This window comes from Chitinophaga sp. YR573 (assembly GCF_900110995.1).
Taxonomy (GTDB): Bacteria; Bacteroidota; Bacteroidia; order Chitinophagales; family Chitinophagaceae; genus Chitinophaga.
Map to the genome: position 1 here is coordinate 811774 of NZ_FOJF01000003.1, position 15403 is coordinate 827176.

Consider the following 15403-nt stretch of genomic DNA (forward strand, 5'->3'; position numbering starts at 1 on the left):
AAATTAGCACTCCTCTTACAATTATAACTACCAACATTGAACACAAAAACTGTATTATTAAAATCTTTACTACTGAATAAGTTTCCCTCCGGATCTGCTATTAATTACCATAATGGGAAATTATATCTAACAGGAGATGATGCTAATAATATGCTGGTACTTGATACTGATTACCAGGAAATTGATGCAATAAGGCTTTTTGATTATTCAGAAAAAAGGATTCCCAAAGCTGAAAAAACCGACTTTGAAACAGCTGTATTAGTAAATGTAAATGATCAGATTCATTTACTCATTTTGGGATCAGCATCACGTAAAGAAAGAGAAAAGGGAATGCTGATTCCGATAGCTGATGCCAGCCTTCCCCAACCATTTTCCTATGCGGAGTTTATAAAGAGGGTAAAGATGAAAGGGATTGGGGAAATAAATATAGAGGGAGCTACCTGCATCGGAGATCATCTTATTATAAGTAACCGTGGGAATAACGCTAACCGCGAGAATCATCTTATTATAACGGAAAAGAACTTTTGGCTCCGGCAAAACGAAGCAGTCCTTTCTATATTGCCAGTTGTAATACCTTTCAATACCAGAGAATTTCCCGGGATTTCAGAGCTGTGTTATGTGGAATCAAAGGACATCCTGTTGTTTACAATGTCCAGTGAGGCTACTAATAACGCTTATGACGATGGCGTTATTGGTGATAGTTATATCGGATGGGTGAATGATATTAATCAAAAACTACAACAGCCTGATATAATGCTGGACGGATTGATTAACCTCTCTGAGGTGGATGCAGCCTTTAAAAGTGAAAAAATAGAAGGGGTTTGCGTGGAGTCTGTTAATGGAAATGAACTGATACTTCATTTAATTGCTGACAATGATCAGGGTGAAAGCAGGCTATTTAATGTCAAAATGCTGATGGAAGCGTCAGGAAATTAATCAGATTATTCTTATCTTGACTACTCTAAATACAGCCTATGAAAATATCAACCATTCTATTACTAATGTCAGTAGTGCCTGCATTTGCACAAAACGCTGAAGTCAGTAAAAAGGCGGATGCATTAAAAGACCAGGTCATCACCTGGCGCCGCGATTTTCACGAACATCCGGAGCTTGGTAACCATGAAGTACGTACGTCAGCCATTATTGCCAAACATCTGCAATCGCTGGGTATAGAAGTACAAACAGGCATCGCTACAACCGGAGTGGTCGGTATTTTAAAAGGAGGCAAACCAGGCCCTGTAGTCGCTTTACGCGCAGACATGGACGGTCTGCCGGTAACCGAACGTACGCCAGTACCTTTCGCCTCAAAAGTAAGGAGCACCTATAATGGTCAGGAAGTGGGTGTCATGCATGCCTGTGGACACGATACACATATGGCTATCCTAATGGGTGTAGCCCAGGTGCTTTCATCCATGAAAAGTGAATTACATGGTACCGTTAAGTTCATTTTTCAGCCAGCCGAAGAAGGAGTAGAACCCGGCCAGAAGGGCGGGGCAGAAGAGATGGTAAAACAAGGCGTACTTGAAAACCCTAAAGTAGACGTTATATTTGGCTTACATATTAATTCACAGACAGAAGTCGGCAAAATAGGCTATCGCCCGGGTGGTACAATGGCAGGCGTTGACGACATGCAGATTATCGTAAAAGGAAGGTCTGCCCATGGCGCTTATCCCTGGTCCAGCGTAGACCCTATTGTTGTCTCTGCAGAGATCATAAACAGCCTGCAGACAATAGTAAGCCGTAATATCAATGTCACCGAAAACCCTGCCGTAGTAACTATCGGCGCTATTAATGGTGGTAACCGCTCAAACATCATCCCGGAAAAAGTGGAAATGTTAGGCACTTTACGCTCCCTTACTCCGGCCGACGAAAAACAACTGGTTTACCGGGTAACACAAATTGCTACCAAGACTGCCGAAGCACTGGGTGCTACTGCCGAAGTTAAAATACCTTACAGCAACCATTACCCGGTTACTTTTAATGACCTGGAACTTACCCGGAAAATGTTACCAACTTTACAAAAAACAGCCGGTACAGAAAATGTATTATTGCGCCCACCAGTAACCGGTGCAGAAGACTTCAGTTTCTACCAGGAAAAAGTACCCGGACTATTTTTCTTCTTAGGAGGAATGCCTAAAGGCGAGGATCCGCTTAAAGCACCCTCTCATCATACCCCTGATTTCTTTATCGATGAAAGTGGTTTCACTTTAGGTGTAAAGACATTGTGTAATTTAACACTTGATTATATGGCAGGAAAATCGCTTTAATAGCGATTTTCAATGCCATCATAACGACAGTCAATTTGAAAAGGTTAAAAAATATCCTGTTATGGATATTGTAAAATTCAAAAGTATTTCTTAGTTTCACTCAACAGAATATCTCAACATAATCTAAATCTTAACCCATAACCCTGTAGTATTCACTTGTACATATTGATCATTTTTTAAAACCCAAAAAGAAAACATGAAAAAGTTAGTTTTCCTCCTTTTTGTGCTTGCTGTTGGCACAACTGTAGCCGTTGCTGTTAAGGCAAATCAATCCAAAAGAATCGCTTATTGCCATTGTGAACCTGATCTGAAATGTAATTCCACTGGCGCCTGGGGTATCAAAACACAGCTCTGCCCCTGAGAAATTGAATTACTTATTCCATTAAATTTAAAAGGTTAAAGGCTGCCCTTGCAGCCTTATCTTTATGAAAAGAGATTTGCTGATACTATTTGCGCTGTTATGCTGCGCAATGATCACTACGTATATCCTTGCTAAAGGAGCCGAACCCGATAGAATATTTACAAGCCATACAAGGAATTACGATAGATTCACATTGCAGTCTGTCGATACTGTTTTATTTCCGGGCAGGGTAAGTATTATGAAAGCGGCACAAGGCAATATCTATGGATATGTATATAGTAAGAAAACCATTTTCAGATACAATACAGATCTGCACCAGACAGATTCTTTCTTCACGAACAGTATATTACCACTGGATATAGTGACCAGACTGGAAGTAGATACCAGCACACATACGTTTTACATCTTCGACGATACAGGGAAAAAGATCATTACTTACCAGCCTGGCAGCGGGAAACTGGATAGTATTATGTATCCTGATACTGCACGTGCATACAAGGATATCTCTCACACTGCTTATATGATTACGAGCTTCGATACCAGTAAAAAAGTAGCACAGCTAAAACTAAGAAACTTCAACGCTCCTGCACTGGATACTACCTTATATGAATTCCGCCGTTTTGAAGATGGAGGACTTTCCGCAGATGGTTTTTACACCAGGAATACCCGTAATCACTTTTATATTCCATTTTATAATGGAGGAATAATCAGGTATGATGAAGCAAATAACAACATCAAACTGATGCATACCATTGATAATACACCACCCTTGAATGTTGCAGTACCAAGCGGTAACATATACACAAGGTCCAGTAAATCTATTGTAGTTAATTCCACCGCCACTGCCGACGATCAATACCTCTATATACTCTCTTATGTATTATCAGAAGATGCTGTAGCCAGCAATTACAAAGGTCCGGCAGTAGATGTATATAATATTCAGAACGGTGACTATGAAGGTAGTTTCAGATTCCCTGGTTACCAGAGTAAACCTGTATTGCAACTCGCCAAAAGTGCAGATACACTGATCGCTGTTTATGAAAACAACATTCTCCTTTTTAAGCTGACAAGCAAATGAAAAAGCATATCCTCACAATAATCGTGATCCTCATCTCCATGTTATTTACCTATGCTGCCATTTTTAAAGCAATGGACTATCAGCTTTTCCTTTCAGACATGAGCAAATCACCATTACTCGTGAAATACGATAAGAACCTGCTGGCCCCAGTCGTATTAGGCACAGAATTCCTGATAGTACTATTATTGAATTTCCCTGTCACCCGCAAAACCGGATTCTTTTTATCTTTTTTTGTAATGGCAATTTTTAGCTTCTATCTATCCACATTATTTTTCTTCTTCACTAATATCCCCTGCTCCTGTGGAGGCATTCTTGGAAAGATGCCTTACCCCGTACATATTGTATTTAACATCTGCTTCACCTTGTTATCCGCCGCAGGCGTATTACTTACCAGTAAAAACTATAGACGCGTACATTAGTTGTTTTCCCAACTTAATTACCGGGAACGATTGCGTAAAAAAAGTTAACCCCAGTAACGGTTTATAAAAAAAATAAACCTAGCATTGTTATATAAATCCCATTCCCGTTTAAGAACTGTTGCCTTTTATTCCACTCATATGAAAAAGAAAATAGTCATTTTTCTGTTTTCAGCGTTATGCTTTTTAACAGCAGGCGCTCAAACGCTTACTATCACTGGTCGCGTCACTGCTGACAGTATACCATTACCAGGAGTTTCCGTCCTTGTAACAGAAACAAAACAAGGTGTAAGTACTGATGCAAATGGTAATTTCTCAATAAAAGTAACGCACCCCGTCAAACTCGTCTTCTCCTACATCGGTTATCGTTCACAAACCATTACAGCGAATGGAGAAAAACCATTGCAGATACAACTGGTAAGGGAACAAAGTAACCTGGACCAGGTAGTGGTCATTGGTTATTCAACTGTACAGCGAAAGGATGTTACAGGTTCCGTTTCATCTGTCAACGCCCGTCAGTTCAAAGATGTACCGTTGTCTTCTGCAGCAGAGATATTACAGGGCAGGCTGGCAGGTGTACAGGTCGTATCATCAGAAGGCGCTCCGGGGGCGGACGTAGTTATCCGCGTACGCGGAGGCGGTTCTATCACGCAGGATAATTCGCCTTTATACATCGTAGATGGTGTACAGGTAGAAAATGCCTTATCAGTAATTGCTCCGCAGGACATTGCTTCTGTAGACGTACTAAAGGATGCCTCTACCACCTCCATCTACGGAGCAAGGGGTGCTAACGGAGTTGTTATTATAACAACAAAAAGCGGACGCTCAGGAAAAACGCAGGTAAGTTATACCGGCTCTATGGGCTGGGGAGAACTCTCTAAAACAATGCCTGTATTGAGCCCTTATGACTTCGTCATGTGGCAATATGAAAGAAGTCGGGGTAGTAGTGCCGATAGCGCAGACTTCGCCCAGACATACGGTACTACCTGGGATACCCTTTCCAACTATAAAAATGTAACGCCCATAAACTGGCAGAAAGAAGTATTTGGAAGAAAAGCAAAATTCCAGAATCATAACGTGTCAATGAATGGTGGTAATGCCGCTACAAACTTCAATCTAAGTCTTACCGCAAATAAAGAAGACGGCATATTACTGGAATCAGGATTCGATCGCAAAATTGCCAATTTCAAATTAGATCATAAAGTCTCTGATAAAGTGAAAACCGGTATTAATATGCGTTATTTAGACCAGGCCATCACTGGCATGGGTACTACTAACAGCGGTACACGTACTACAAACCGCTTACGGCATAGCATTAATTACCGTCCGTTTGACCTGCCGGGACAAAGCATAGATGATTTTGATGAAGATTATTACCTGGCTTCCGGTGGAGCTACAAATCCCATCCTGCTTACACAGGCAGAATACAGGAATCAAAAAACAAAAGCTACTTACCTGACAGGTTACATTAATATCAACCTGATTAAAAACCTTACTTTCAGATCTACATTCGGATACGATAATACCACTATCAGGCAATCGCTCTTTTATGGCAAAATAACGAATACTGCCCGTCAGTATGCTTCTTTGCCAATCGCCTCCATTGGTGATCAGAGAAACAGTACTTTCAATAATTCGAATACATTACAATATGCGCTGAAGAAAGGGCAGCATAATGTTTCTGTATTGGCAGGAGAAGAAACAGTAGAGTTTAAATCTGCCACTAATTACGTAGAAACGAGATATTTTCCTGCTGATATAACCGCTGATAAAGCATTAGCAAACATGGGACTCGGCGCTGCGCCAACAGGGTCTTCACAACCTTTGCCTTCATCAACGCAGAATGCACCCAGTCGTATTTTCTCCTTATTTGGCCGTGTTAGTTATAATTATGCCGATAAGTATCTGCTTTCTTTTAACATCCGTGCAGATCGTACTTCTAAATTTGCTGCTGAAAACGGTACCCTTGTTTTTCCTTCCGGCTCTGTGGCATGGCGCTTCTCACAGGAAGAATTTATGCATAACATTAAATGGATCTCAGATGCTAAACTGAGATTCGGTTATGGTGCAGTAGGGAATAACCGTATCGGAGATATGTTATACCGGCAGTTATATGGTGTAACCGGACAATACGCATTTAATCATGCTATACTTCCCGGTTTTGCTCCTACAGCACTGGCTAATCCGGAATTACGCTGGGAGAAAAATATAACAAGAAATCTGGGGCTGGACCTGTCTTTCTTCGATAACAGATTACAACTGACAATCGACGCCTATAGAAATACAGCGAAAGATCTTTTGCTGGCCGTTCAGATTCCTCCAACTTCCGGATATACTACGCAAATAAAAAATATTGGTGCCACTTCAAACCGTGGACTGGAGTTCCAGATAAATGCCACTCCTATACAGAAACCTAAATTCTCCTGGAATTCCAATTTCAATATTTCCTTTAACCGCAACCGGGTAGAGAATTTAGGAGGACCCTCTCAGATGACCCGTAATTCCGGTTGGCAGGGAACGGACGGTGTAGATGATTATTTAGTGAAAGTAGGTCAGCCTGCAGGTTTAATGTATGGTTTCGTCACAGATGGTTTTTATAAGATTGATGATTTCAATTATAATGCCGCTACCGGTACTTATACCATTAAACCAGGTATTGCCGTCAACAGTGTTTATGGAACACCTCAACCGGGCATGTTAAAATGGAAAGATTTAAATGGAGATACCGTAATTACTGCGGATAAAGACAGAACAGTGATCGGTAATGCGAATCCAAAATTCACAGGAGGATGGAATAACCAGTTTACCTATAAGAATTTTGATGCCAGCATCTTCATCAATTTTGTAGTAGGCAACGATGTTTATAATGCCAATAAATTAGAATGGACAGATGGCTCTTTCCCCAATCTGAACATGCTAAACACGATGAAAGACCGCTGGACAAACATCAACGCACAAGGGCAGATAGTGACGGATCCTAAAGAATTATCGGCGTTAAATGCGAATGCACAGATATGGTCTCCTGTAAGAGTACAGCGCTGGTGGTTACATTCATGGGCTATTGAGGACGGTTCCTACCTTAGGATCAATAACGTTACCCTGGGTTATACATTACCTAAAAAGATAGCGAAGATTGCCAGTCTGAGGGTATATGCCACCGTAAATAACCTGGCTGTCATCACTGGATATTCAGGTTTTGATCCTGATGTCACTGCCCGTCGTTCAGATCCATTAACGCCAGGTGTCGACTTTGCTGCTTATCCCCGTGCAAGAACATGGGTGTTTGGTATTAACCTTAACTTATAAACAATGAAAAATCTTCTGATAATCACTATAGCTTTATTATTCATGCAGGGCTGTAAAAAGTGGACTGCAGTATCTCCTGGATCTGATTACAGTATTGATGAGGTCTTCTCTGATGTACCGAATGCAACATCCGCTTTAATCGGCGTATATGACGAATTACAGGGCGATAACGGCTATGGCATAAGAATTAGCCTGTATTATCCATACGACTCGGATGAGGGGATTGTAAGCGGTAATATCGATAATGGCCGCAGGGGAGTGGGACGCTACCAGTTACTCCTCACCAATGCAGAAGTCTCCAACCCGTTCCGGCAGTTATACAGGGGAATAGAAAAGGCGAATCTCTGTATTGAACAAATTCCATTAATGCCCTTATATACCAATGGGACAGATGACCAAAAGGCTCAATTACACCGTTTGTATGGAGAAGCATTAACGCTAAGAGCCCAGTTTTATCTTGAATTGATCCGTAACTGGGGAGATGTACCTGCACCCATGATCCCCTCTTATAAACAATCCAATTTATTCATAGCACAAACAGACAGGGATTCTACTTATGATAAACTTCTGGCCGACCTGGCCACAGCCAAAGAGTTATTACCCTGGCGTACAGAAGTAGTCCGCAATGAACGTATTACCAAGGGCGCAGCGATGGCATTGAGGGCAAGAATTGCTTTATACCGGGGAGGGTATTCATTACGTAAGAGTGGTCAGGTGCAAAGGGGAAGTGATTACATAAAGTATTACACCATTGCAAGGGATGAATGTGCCGAATTGATGTTAAAAAGAAGTGAGCATACCCTGAACGCAAGTTTTGAGAATATCTGGCGAAACGTAACCTCTTTTACTTATGATCCGCAGGGTGAGATATTATTTGAAGTAGGTGCAGGTGGTGGTAACTCCAACAGCGACAGCCGTATGGGCAACTATGACGGACCGAATTTAAACGCTGCCTCCCGGTATGGCGCCGGTGGAGGAGGAGTCATCATGTTACCCAATTATTTTTATGCTTTCGACTCCGTAGATACCCGTCGTGATGTTACCGTTACTTCTTATCAGGTTACATCTTCTTCAAATATTAAATCCCAGCGACGTTTAGGGGAATTAAATACAGGTAAATATCGCCGCGACTGGCGGGTACCTCTTCTTCCTGGAAGTGTCTTAAATGTTGGTTATAACTGGGTATTGATCCGCTTCTCTGATGTTCTTTTAATGTTTGCAGAGGCTGAGAATGAAATAAATGGAGCACCTACTGCTGCTGCCATAGCGGCCTTTGAAGAAGTGCGTAAAAGAGCTTATAAGAACGCAGACATAGGTATTACTCCATCTACCAAAGAAGGCTTTTTTAATGCCATCGTAAATGAGCGTTATTTAGAGTTTGGCCATGAAGGCATCCGCAAATATGACTTATCACGCTGGAACTTATTATCAGCAAAAATAGCAGAAACGAGAACGAAGATCCAACAGATCCGTGATCGTGTAGCTCCTTACGATTATGTTCCTCAATACATTTACTGGAAGAATAATGGAGAAGAGATCCAATATTATGTTGCAAACAATACTGCTACAACAGCAGTTCCCTGGTATCGTCCCACACAGGTACCAACTTCTTCAGAATGGAAAAGAGTGGATTGGGCGCAGCATCTTACAGCCACCAATTCAATAGATAATCTGGCTTTATGGCAGGGGCTTGCAAGGTTCTTCGTTCCTGGTAAAAGCGAATTGTTCCCTTATGATCAGGCTACATTAGATGCTTATCAGGGCAGGCTTACACAGAATCCCGGGTACTAATAAAATATCGGCCGGCGTTGACGTATACGCCGGCCGATAGGTTTTGTTTAACGATCTATGACAGACATATTCCCTTCATCATGCCGCTCACCAGCGGCCGGCGTAAGGTTGTTCAGCCTTTCGATCTGTTTTACGCTCAGCTCCAGCTGATCAGCGGCAGAGTTCTCCTCTACACGGGCAACGCGCTTAGTGCCTGGAATAGGGGCGATATCATCTCCCTGGGCGAGTAGCCATGCCAGTGCCACCTGTGCCGGAGTTGCGTTTACCTCAGCCGCTACGGCTTTCACTTCATCAACAATCCGTAGATTGCGAAGGAAGTTTTCACCACTGAAGCGAGGGTTAGTCTTGCGCCAGTCGTCATCAGAAAGCTGTTCAGGAGATTTGATTTCGCCGGTAAGGAAACCGTGGCCAAGGGGTGAGTAAGGCACGAAGCCAATGCCCAGCTCACGTAACAACGGTAACAGTTTGACCTCAGGATCACGGCTCCAAAGGGAATACTCGGTCTGTAATGCTGTTACAGGATGTATAGCGTGTGCACGGCGAATTGTGTCCGGACCAGCCTCAGATAATCCAATGTAGCGAATCTTGCCTTCGGCAACCAATTCTGCCAATGCGCCAACTGTATCTTCTATAGGAGTCTTCGGATCTACCCGGTGCTGATAAAACAGATCAATATACTCAGTCCCTAAACGCTTCAGAGAACCCTCTACTGCGACACGTACATTCGCCGGACTGCTATCAATAACACCCGGGCCAGCTCCGGCATGTGAAACAAGACCGAACTTTGTGGCAAGTACCACCTGATCTCTACGACCCTTTATAGCTCTGCCTACGAGTTCTTCATTGCCAAAGGGGCCATAAATTTCAGCGGTATCAATATGGGTTACGCCCAGCTCCAGGGCTCTATGGATCGTACGGATAGATTCAGCATCGCTGCCTGCACCGATATTGTAATAACCGGACATTGACATAGCGCCGAGCCCTATACGGGAGACATCAAGCCCCCCAATCGAAATGTGTTTCATAATATGCATTTAAGTGACACAAAGGTCACAATAAGCGCAAACCGGAAATAAAGAAAAACAAAGGAAAAAGTATGATTATCAAAGATGGGCTGCCCTTACCGATTTAGGGACATGACCGGTTTTCTTTTTGAAGAAGTTATTAAAGTAGGTAGGGTATTCAAATCCAAGTGCGTAAGCGATCTCCGCAATATTCCAGTCTGTATGTTGCAGGAGTGCTTTCGCTTCGCTTATAATTCTATCGCCAATATGGGTAGTAGTTGATTTCCCGGTAGTTTCCTTTACCGCACTATTCAAATAGTTGATATGCACGGATAAATTCCTTGCAAAGTCCTGTGCTGCTCTTAATTCCAGCGGCTGGTCGGCACTTTCAATAGGGAACTGCCGTTCCAGCAGTTCAAAAAATACAGCAGTAATCCTGGCCGCCGCATTTTTCTGTTTGGACCAGTTTTCTGAGGGTTGTATTTTTAACGCCTCATGAATAACCAGTTGTATGTAATTGCGAATCAACTCATCTTTAAAAGCATATTCACTATCCTGCTCTGCAATCATCTTTTGAAAAATAGCTTTTATAGACTCATTTTGATGATCATTTAAGGTGAAAATGGGCGTACCGCCAATTTTAAATAAAGGCGACTCCAGAAGGCTTGCAGTACGATCATTCAGCTTTAAAAAGTCTTCTGTAAAGAGGCAGGCAAATCCATCAATAGTGGGTCTGATAACCTCACAGGCGTATGGAATACGGGGATTACCAAAGAACAGGAGCGGACCATCTGTTTCAAAACTCCTGTCTGCATAATTAAAATTATACTTCCCGGAAGTTAAACTGATCTTATAAAAGTCTTTACGGCTATAGTTATGACCGGTAGCATTACTGTCAACCTCATATGCTTTAAAGCCCTTTAGTTTCAATTCCGTATTAAAATCTGACTGCATTGTACAAAAGTAAGAAAAACAAAGATTACTTAAGGTAATCCCTCAGCCATTTGATCATTACGTCATATTTAATAATCCGACATCCCTATTTTCAGAAAACATAAGTTTAATTTATTATCTTTCGCAGGTTTTATATCCCTGGAACAATGTTACAAGACAAAAAAACTACCTCGAAGAAAATACAGTCTCATGCAGTTGCTCAAAGTCCCGGACCTACAGCAATTTCGCAGCCATTTGTTCCACAGTCTTTACAACTTAAAAATACAGAGGCTACACCTGCAGCAGCCCGGTCTGCAATAACGCCATTTGTACCCTCTGATTCACCCACTCAGGCTAAATCTGAAATACTCCCTTTTCAGTTAACACAGAAAAAGAAGCAAAAAAGAGTAAAACCAGCCATACAGAAGAAACAGGATAATGATAAAATCGTTCAGCGCAAGGTGCTGATAAACGGATCTGAGTTTAAGAATGATGATGTTAATTTGACTGAGCTGTTGGTAAAAAAGAGTGAATGGCTGACTGACGAATACAAACGAAATTACAAGTCACAGGATGAGTTTATAGCGCATGCCAAGGGAGAGCCTGTACAATGTGGGCTTATTCCTACACTTGCACTATGGTATCGTTTGCCGCTGCCTTCAGCATACGTTTCCCTGCGCGCTAAATTCTTTTTACTGGGTGAATTACACCATATTTCCCCCTTGCGGCTAATCGTTGAAGAATCTAATCAACAGAGTGCAAAGGTGCTTGCAGAGGGTGGAGGTGCAAGTTTTGCCAACTCACCACTTGTTCAGACAGGGAAGCCGAATCTGGATCTGCCAACAGCAGCTGACAAACCCAATACCCATTTGGCAGAATTGGGTTTAGCCAAAGCGCTTTATGCATTTGCCAGCAAATATGAACCTTTAAAAGGGGAAAAAAGTCTAATAAGGTTGGATGCCCCTGTTAACGGACATGAAATAACATCTCCTGAACGTAAGGTGCCCCCACCCGGGAAGATGGTTTCCTTCCCGAATGTAAAGGATTGGGATGATAGGGCAGGAAGCAACGGACCTATCTATCGAAATATTGATGGTCGGCCTTATTATATAGTAAAAGGAAGTGATGGTACCACTAAAGGAAATGTACGAAAAAATATTTCAGTCGCGAATAATTATAATCACGATACTGCGACAGATAAATTTTTAGATTCAAAGGAAATAACAGAGGCTTTAGAGCCGGATAAAGAGACTATCGCAGACTTCATCAAGATCCGAAAAAAAGAATTTAAGGAGGAGGAGTACGAGTCGGCATATAACCGTGTATTTAATGCTCTTAAGGTACGCTCCGAGCTCAATCTTAAAAATGTCTATCCGGGTCAGGAGATGGTAGGTCGCAGGGAGCCAAAGATACAACCGGGAGGCGCTGATACAAAACAATCTACTGATACAGAGGTTGCAATGGATCACAGAAATACCGCTATGGTGGGCGCTCTGGAGCATGCAAGTAAAGAAGGTTATGCCATGGCATCATTTGGAGCACAACATGTAATAGATATTAAAGCCTGGTATAGTTTGTCTGGAAGAGAGAGACCTTTTGACATTATCACCTATGATGATTTTGTTCAGCAGCAGTATGCGCTGTAAGTCATTTAATCATTTCCGGAAATGGTTTTACACCATATACAAACAAGCGCAAATTAGAAAATTATTGAACACTTTCTTAATATAGTCTTGATTTTCACTTACCAGGCTGCCAGCTTAAACCAATAACCCCGATAAATATCACCAGCATCGAAACAATTTTCAAGCCGGTAATGGGCTCTTTATAGAAGATAAACCCTATTATAGCTGTTGCCACCATGCCTAAAGAAGCCCAGATGGGATAAACGATACTCAGACTGAACAGCTTCATGGCGTAGCCCATCAGCCAGAAGCAAACAACATATAGTAACATGGAGAGTATCGTGAATCCCCATTTCGTATTTCCTGCTGAAACTTTCAACAGTGTTGTTGCGGTAACTTCCAGTAGTATGGAACTTAAAAGATAGATCCATTTCATAGTTAATCATAAATTTTATACTACAAAGCTCCGCAATAAATAAAGCTGCTAAATTGCTAAATGACAACTTCTACTTTTTCCCCCGCAGCCTGCTAAGAGAAAATCTTGTTACCCCAAGCATGGATGCCAGATCCTGCTGACGGGCTTTTTGCAGGAAATCCGGGTAATTGAACAGATTTTCATAACGTTCGCCTGCAGATTGCGCCTGGAATGATAAGACAACATCCTGCAACTTAATAAATGCCTGTTCCCAGCTTTTCCGAATAAATTCATTCCAATTCAGGCTTTTACTGAGAAGCTCATCCATTTTCTTTCGTGAGATTAAATAAATAACACTTTCTTCAATTGCCTGTATGTTAAACCTGGATCTGCAAAGCTTAGCATAACTTTCCGGCTCAGTAAAGAAATAGCCTTCAAAGGCAAACCAGCTGGTAATATCTTTCTCATCAAGATTTGTAAATATCCGGAATGCACCGGTTTCTACGAAATAGTAAGCATCACAGAATTGTCCTGCTTTTAGTACAAAGGAATCCCTGCTCACTGTTTGAGATTGAAAGGCATCCGTTATTTCAGCCAATTCGTCTTCCTGAATTGAAATTGTGTTTCTGATATGGGTTTTAAGTGCTTCCATCTTTATGTCGTTTTTCTTTTATTAACTCCCCATAACATTCTTTCTAATTTTTAGCCCCCACGTTGACAATTCTTTTATAACCTTGTCCAGGCCGTTACCTTGCTCTGTAATAAGATATTCTACCCGTTGTTGAGGATCTTCAATAATCCTTTTTTCTAAAAGTGTGGTTGCCTCCAACTGTTTTAATTCCTTAGATAGTACTCTGTCAGTTATCCCCGGTAAAGTGTTTGCAATTTCTGAAAATCGCTTACCACCGGTTGATAACACCATAAGAATGGGTAATTTCCATTTGCCACTTAGAATTTCTAAAGCATCTCTTACGGCAAGTGCATTATTGCTCATGCAATCAGCCTTTATTTGATGTTGTGTTTGTTCCATTTGTGTTTCCATGTTAGCTTTTGACTATCCTGTTGGATAGTACTATCCAACAGGATAGTTTAATTAAACGGACTATAAATGTAGCTAGGTTTGCATGGTTAAAAAAATACATTTTAAATAAATCAAAATGAATAGTAAAGGAATAAAAATAACATACTGGTTATCGACAGGCTTTGTCGCATTTGTAGGATTTTCCGGCATTCTGAATGTACTTCAGATAGAATCTCTGGTAAAGGTAAATAGAGAGCTTGGTTTACCTCAGTATCTGATGCCCTTTCTGGGCGTAATAAAAATACTTGGTGCAATTACTATTGTATTGCCACTCTTAAAGAGGTTTCACGAAGCTGCTTATGCAGGCCTTATTTTTTACTTCACCGGGGCTACTTATGTATTAATTGCAAACGGTAAAGGTATAGAGAAATATGGGGTTACTCTTATTATTATAATTGCGACCGTGGTGTCTTACTTAACTTCTTTGAAACGAAAGCAAACAATCTGATGCATACGAATTAACGGAAACAAGGTATATTAGTGGCAATTTTGACAGTTCAGGAATATGACAGAACCTCTCAAACAAAATATTGCCAAACATATTTCTCTTTCTGAAAAAGAAACAGAAGTGTTTTGTAATTTATTTCAGCAAAGGTTAATTAAGAAAAAGAGTTTTTTATTAAAAGAGGGTGAAGTATGCAAGTTTGAAGGCTTTGTTACCAAAGGACTCTTTCGTGTATATCATATTGACAAAAGTGGAGCTGAACAAATACTTTATTTTGCCATAGAAAATTGGTGGATCACTGATATTGATAGCTTTACTAATGGCTTACCTTCTCAACTTTTTATCGAAGCGCTTGAAGATAGTGAGGTGCTTTTAATCTCAAAAAATGATAAAGAGTTTGCATACACAAATTTGCCTGAGATTGAGAAGTTATTCAGGGTAATGACTCAAAAAACACATGTTGCTCTCCAAAGAAGAATGATAGATAATTTGAGTAAAACAGCGGATCAGCGGTACCTTGACTTTATAGAAAAATATCCTAAACTTTATCAACGACTTTCTAATCTTCAAATAGCAGCTTACTTAGGTATCAGCCACGAGTTCCTGAGTAAAATAAGAAAAAAGATAGCTGGGAAAAAATAATGTGACTTTCATTTATTGAACTTGTTCAATGTTTTTATG

Annotated in this window: 15 protein-coding genes; 10 read left to right on the forward strand and 5 right to left on the reverse strand. The window is 41.1% G+C overall.

Annotated features, from left to right (window positions below):
- Positions 1 to 36: 36 nt before the first annotated feature.
- The 7 genes from BMW86_RS29785 to BMW86_RS29810 all read left to right on the forward strand — a co-directional run bounded on the left by BMW86_RS29785 (position 37) and on the right by BMW86_RS29810 (position 9219).
- Positions 37 to 936 carry a DUF6929 family protein gene (locus BMW86_RS29785; protein ID WP_089787193.1) on the forward strand — a complete coding sequence of 300 codons (900 nt, stop codon included), beginning with the start codon at positions 37 to 39 and terminating at the stop codon, positions 934 to 936.
- A 38-nt stretch (positions 937 to 974) separates the two neighbouring features.
- Positions 975 to 2267, forward strand: coding sequence for an amidohydrolase (locus BMW86_RS29790; RefSeq protein ID WP_089787195.1), 1293 nt, complete (start codon positions 975 to 977; stop codon positions 2265 to 2267).
- Positions 2268 to 2463: 196 nt separating this feature from the next.
- A complete protein-coding gene (locus BMW86_RS32940) occupies positions 2464 to 2628 on the forward strand; it encodes a hypothetical protein (protein ID WP_177189437.1) in 165 nt (54 codons plus the stop codon).
- Positions 2629 to 2692: 64 nt separating this feature from the next.
- On the forward strand, positions 2693 to 3706 hold the full coding sequence (locus BMW86_RS29795) for a hypothetical protein (RefSeq protein ID WP_089787197.1): 1014 nt from the start codon (positions 2693 to 2695) through the stop codon (positions 3704 to 3706).
- Positions 3703 to 4125, forward strand: a complete 423-nt coding sequence (locus BMW86_RS29800) for a MauE/DoxX family redox-associated membrane protein (protein ID WP_089787199.1) — start codon at positions 3703 to 3705, stop codon at positions 4123 to 4125. The genes BMW86_RS29795 and BMW86_RS29800 overlap by 4 nt, the downstream gene beginning before the upstream one ends.
- Positions 4126 to 4263: 138 nt before the next feature.
- Positions 4264 to 7428 carry a SusC/RagA family TonB-linked outer membrane protein gene (locus tag BMW86_RS29805; RefSeq protein WP_089787201.1) on the forward strand — a complete coding sequence of 1055 codons (3165 nt, stop codon included), beginning with the start codon at positions 4264 to 4266 and terminating at the stop codon, positions 7426 to 7428.
- A 3-nt stretch (positions 7429 to 7431) separates the two neighbouring features.
- Positions 7432 to 9219, forward strand: a complete 1788-nt coding sequence (locus tag BMW86_RS29810; protein WP_089787203.1) for a RagB/SusD family nutrient uptake outer membrane protein — start codon at positions 7432 to 7434, stop codon at positions 9217 to 9219.
- 47 nt (positions 9220 to 9266) lie between these two features.
- Here BMW86_RS29810 and BMW86_RS29815 read toward each other — a convergent pair whose 3' ends face one another.
- Together BMW86_RS29815 and BMW86_RS29820 are read right to left on the reverse strand one after the other, a co-directional pair.
- Positions 9267 to 10244 (reverse strand): aldo/keto reductase, encoded by a 978-nt coding sequence (locus BMW86_RS29815; RefSeq protein ID WP_089788254.1) that lies wholly within the window; start codon positions 10242 to 10244, stop codon positions 9267 to 9269.
- A gap of 78 nt (positions 10245 to 10322) precedes the next feature.
- Positions 10323 to 11177: a helix-turn-helix domain-containing protein gene (locus tag BMW86_RS29820; RefSeq protein ID WP_089787205.1), complete on the reverse strand. Its 855-nt coding sequence runs from the start codon at positions 11175 to 11177 to the stop codon at positions 10323 to 10325.
- A 146-nt stretch (positions 11178 to 11323) separates the two neighbouring features.
- Here BMW86_RS29820 and BMW86_RS29825 point away from each other — a divergent pair, with 146 nt between their 5' ends.
- The gene (locus BMW86_RS29825; protein ID WP_089787208.1) at positions 11324 to 12802 is read left to right on the forward strand and encodes a hypothetical protein; all 1479 of its coding nucleotides are present in this window, start codon (positions 11324 to 11326) and stop codon (positions 12800 to 12802) included.
- Positions 12803 to 12896: 94 nt separating this feature from the next.
- Here BMW86_RS29825 and BMW86_RS29830 read toward each other — a convergent pair whose 3' ends face one another.
- From BMW86_RS29830 to BMW86_RS29840, 3 genes are all read right to left on the reverse strand, one after another.
- The gene (locus BMW86_RS29830; protein ID WP_089787210.1) at positions 12897 to 13217 is read right to left on the reverse strand and encodes a DMT family transporter; all 321 of its coding nucleotides are present in this window, start codon (positions 13215 to 13217) and stop codon (positions 12897 to 12899) included.
- Positions 13218 to 13287: 70 nt separating this feature from the next.
- The gene (locus BMW86_RS29835; RefSeq protein ID WP_089787212.1) at positions 13288 to 13848 is read right to left on the reverse strand and encodes a Crp/Fnr family transcriptional regulator; all 561 of its coding nucleotides are present in this window, start codon (positions 13846 to 13848) and stop codon (positions 13288 to 13290) included.
- Positions 13849 to 13869: 21 nt separating this feature from the next.
- Positions 13870 to 14238 (reverse strand): winged helix-turn-helix transcriptional regulator, encoded by a 369-nt coding sequence (locus BMW86_RS29840; RefSeq protein ID WP_255373042.1) that lies wholly within the window; start codon positions 14236 to 14238, stop codon positions 13870 to 13872.
- A gap of 115 nt (positions 14239 to 14353) precedes the next feature.
- Between BMW86_RS29840 and BMW86_RS29845 the strand changes: the two genes are divergently transcribed.
- Entirely contained in the window at positions 14354 to 14725 is a 372-nt protein-coding gene (locus tag BMW86_RS29845; RefSeq protein ID WP_089787215.1) for a DoxX family protein, read from the forward strand.
- 57 nt (positions 14726 to 14782) lie between these two features.
- Positions 14783 to 15364: a Crp/Fnr family transcriptional regulator gene (locus BMW86_RS29850; protein WP_089787218.1), complete on the forward strand. Its 582-nt coding sequence runs from the start codon at positions 14783 to 14785 to the stop codon at positions 15362 to 15364.
- Positions 15365 to 15403 lie beyond the last annotated feature (39 nt).

Excerpts from the sequence above, each read along its gene's own strand:
- BMW86_RS29790 (WP_089787195.1), top strand. The coding sequence starts at position 975 with ATGAAAATATCAACCATTCTATTACTAATGTCAGTAGTGCCTGCATTT.
- BMW86_RS32940 (WP_177189437.1), top strand. The coding sequence starts at position 2,464 with ATGAAAAAGTTAGTTTTCCTCCTTTTTGTGCTTGCTGTTGGCACAACT.
- BMW86_RS29795 (WP_089787197.1), top strand. The coding sequence starts at position 2,693 with ATGAAAAGAGATTTGCTGATACTATTTGCGCTGTTATGCTGCGCAATG.
- BMW86_RS29800 (WP_089787199.1), top strand. The coding sequence starts at position 3,703 with ATGAAAAAGCATATCCTCACAATAATCGTGATCCTCATCTCCATGTTA.
- BMW86_RS29805 (WP_089787201.1), top strand. The coding sequence starts at position 4,264 with ATGAAAAAGAAAATAGTCATTTTTCTGTTTTCAGCGTTATGCTTTTTA.
- BMW86_RS29810 (WP_089787203.1), top strand. The coding sequence starts at position 7,432 with ATGAAAAATCTTCTGATAATCACTATAGCTTTATTATTCATGCAGGGC.
- BMW86_RS29815 (WP_089788254.1), bottom strand. The coding sequence starts at position 10,244 with ATGAAACACATTTCGATTGGGGGGCTTGATGTCTCCCGTATAGGGCTC.
- BMW86_RS29820 (WP_089787205.1), bottom strand. The coding sequence starts at position 11,177 with ATGCAGTCAGATTTTAATACGGAATTGAAACTAAAGGGCTTTAAAGCA.
- BMW86_RS29825 (WP_089787208.1), top strand. The coding sequence starts at position 11,324 with ATGTTACAAGACAAAAAAACTACCTCGAAGAAAATACAGTCTCATGCA.
- BMW86_RS29830 (WP_089787210.1), bottom strand. The coding sequence starts at position 13,217 with ATGAAATGGATCTATCTTTTAAGTTCCATACTACTGGAAGTTACCGCA.
- BMW86_RS29835 (WP_089787212.1), bottom strand. The coding sequence starts at position 13,848 with ATGGAAGCACTTAAAACCCATATCAGAAACACAATTTCAATTCAGGAA.
- BMW86_RS29840 (WP_255373042.1), bottom strand. The coding sequence starts at position 14,238 with ATGGAAACACAAATGGAACAAACACAACATCAAATAAAGGCTGATTGC.
- BMW86_RS29845 (WP_089787215.1), top strand. The coding sequence starts at position 14,354 with ATGAATAGTAAAGGAATAAAAATAACATACTGGTTATCGACAGGCTTT.
- BMW86_RS29850 (WP_089787218.1), top strand. The coding sequence starts at position 14,783 with ATGACAGAACCTCTCAAACAAAATATTGCCAAACATATTTCTCTTTCT.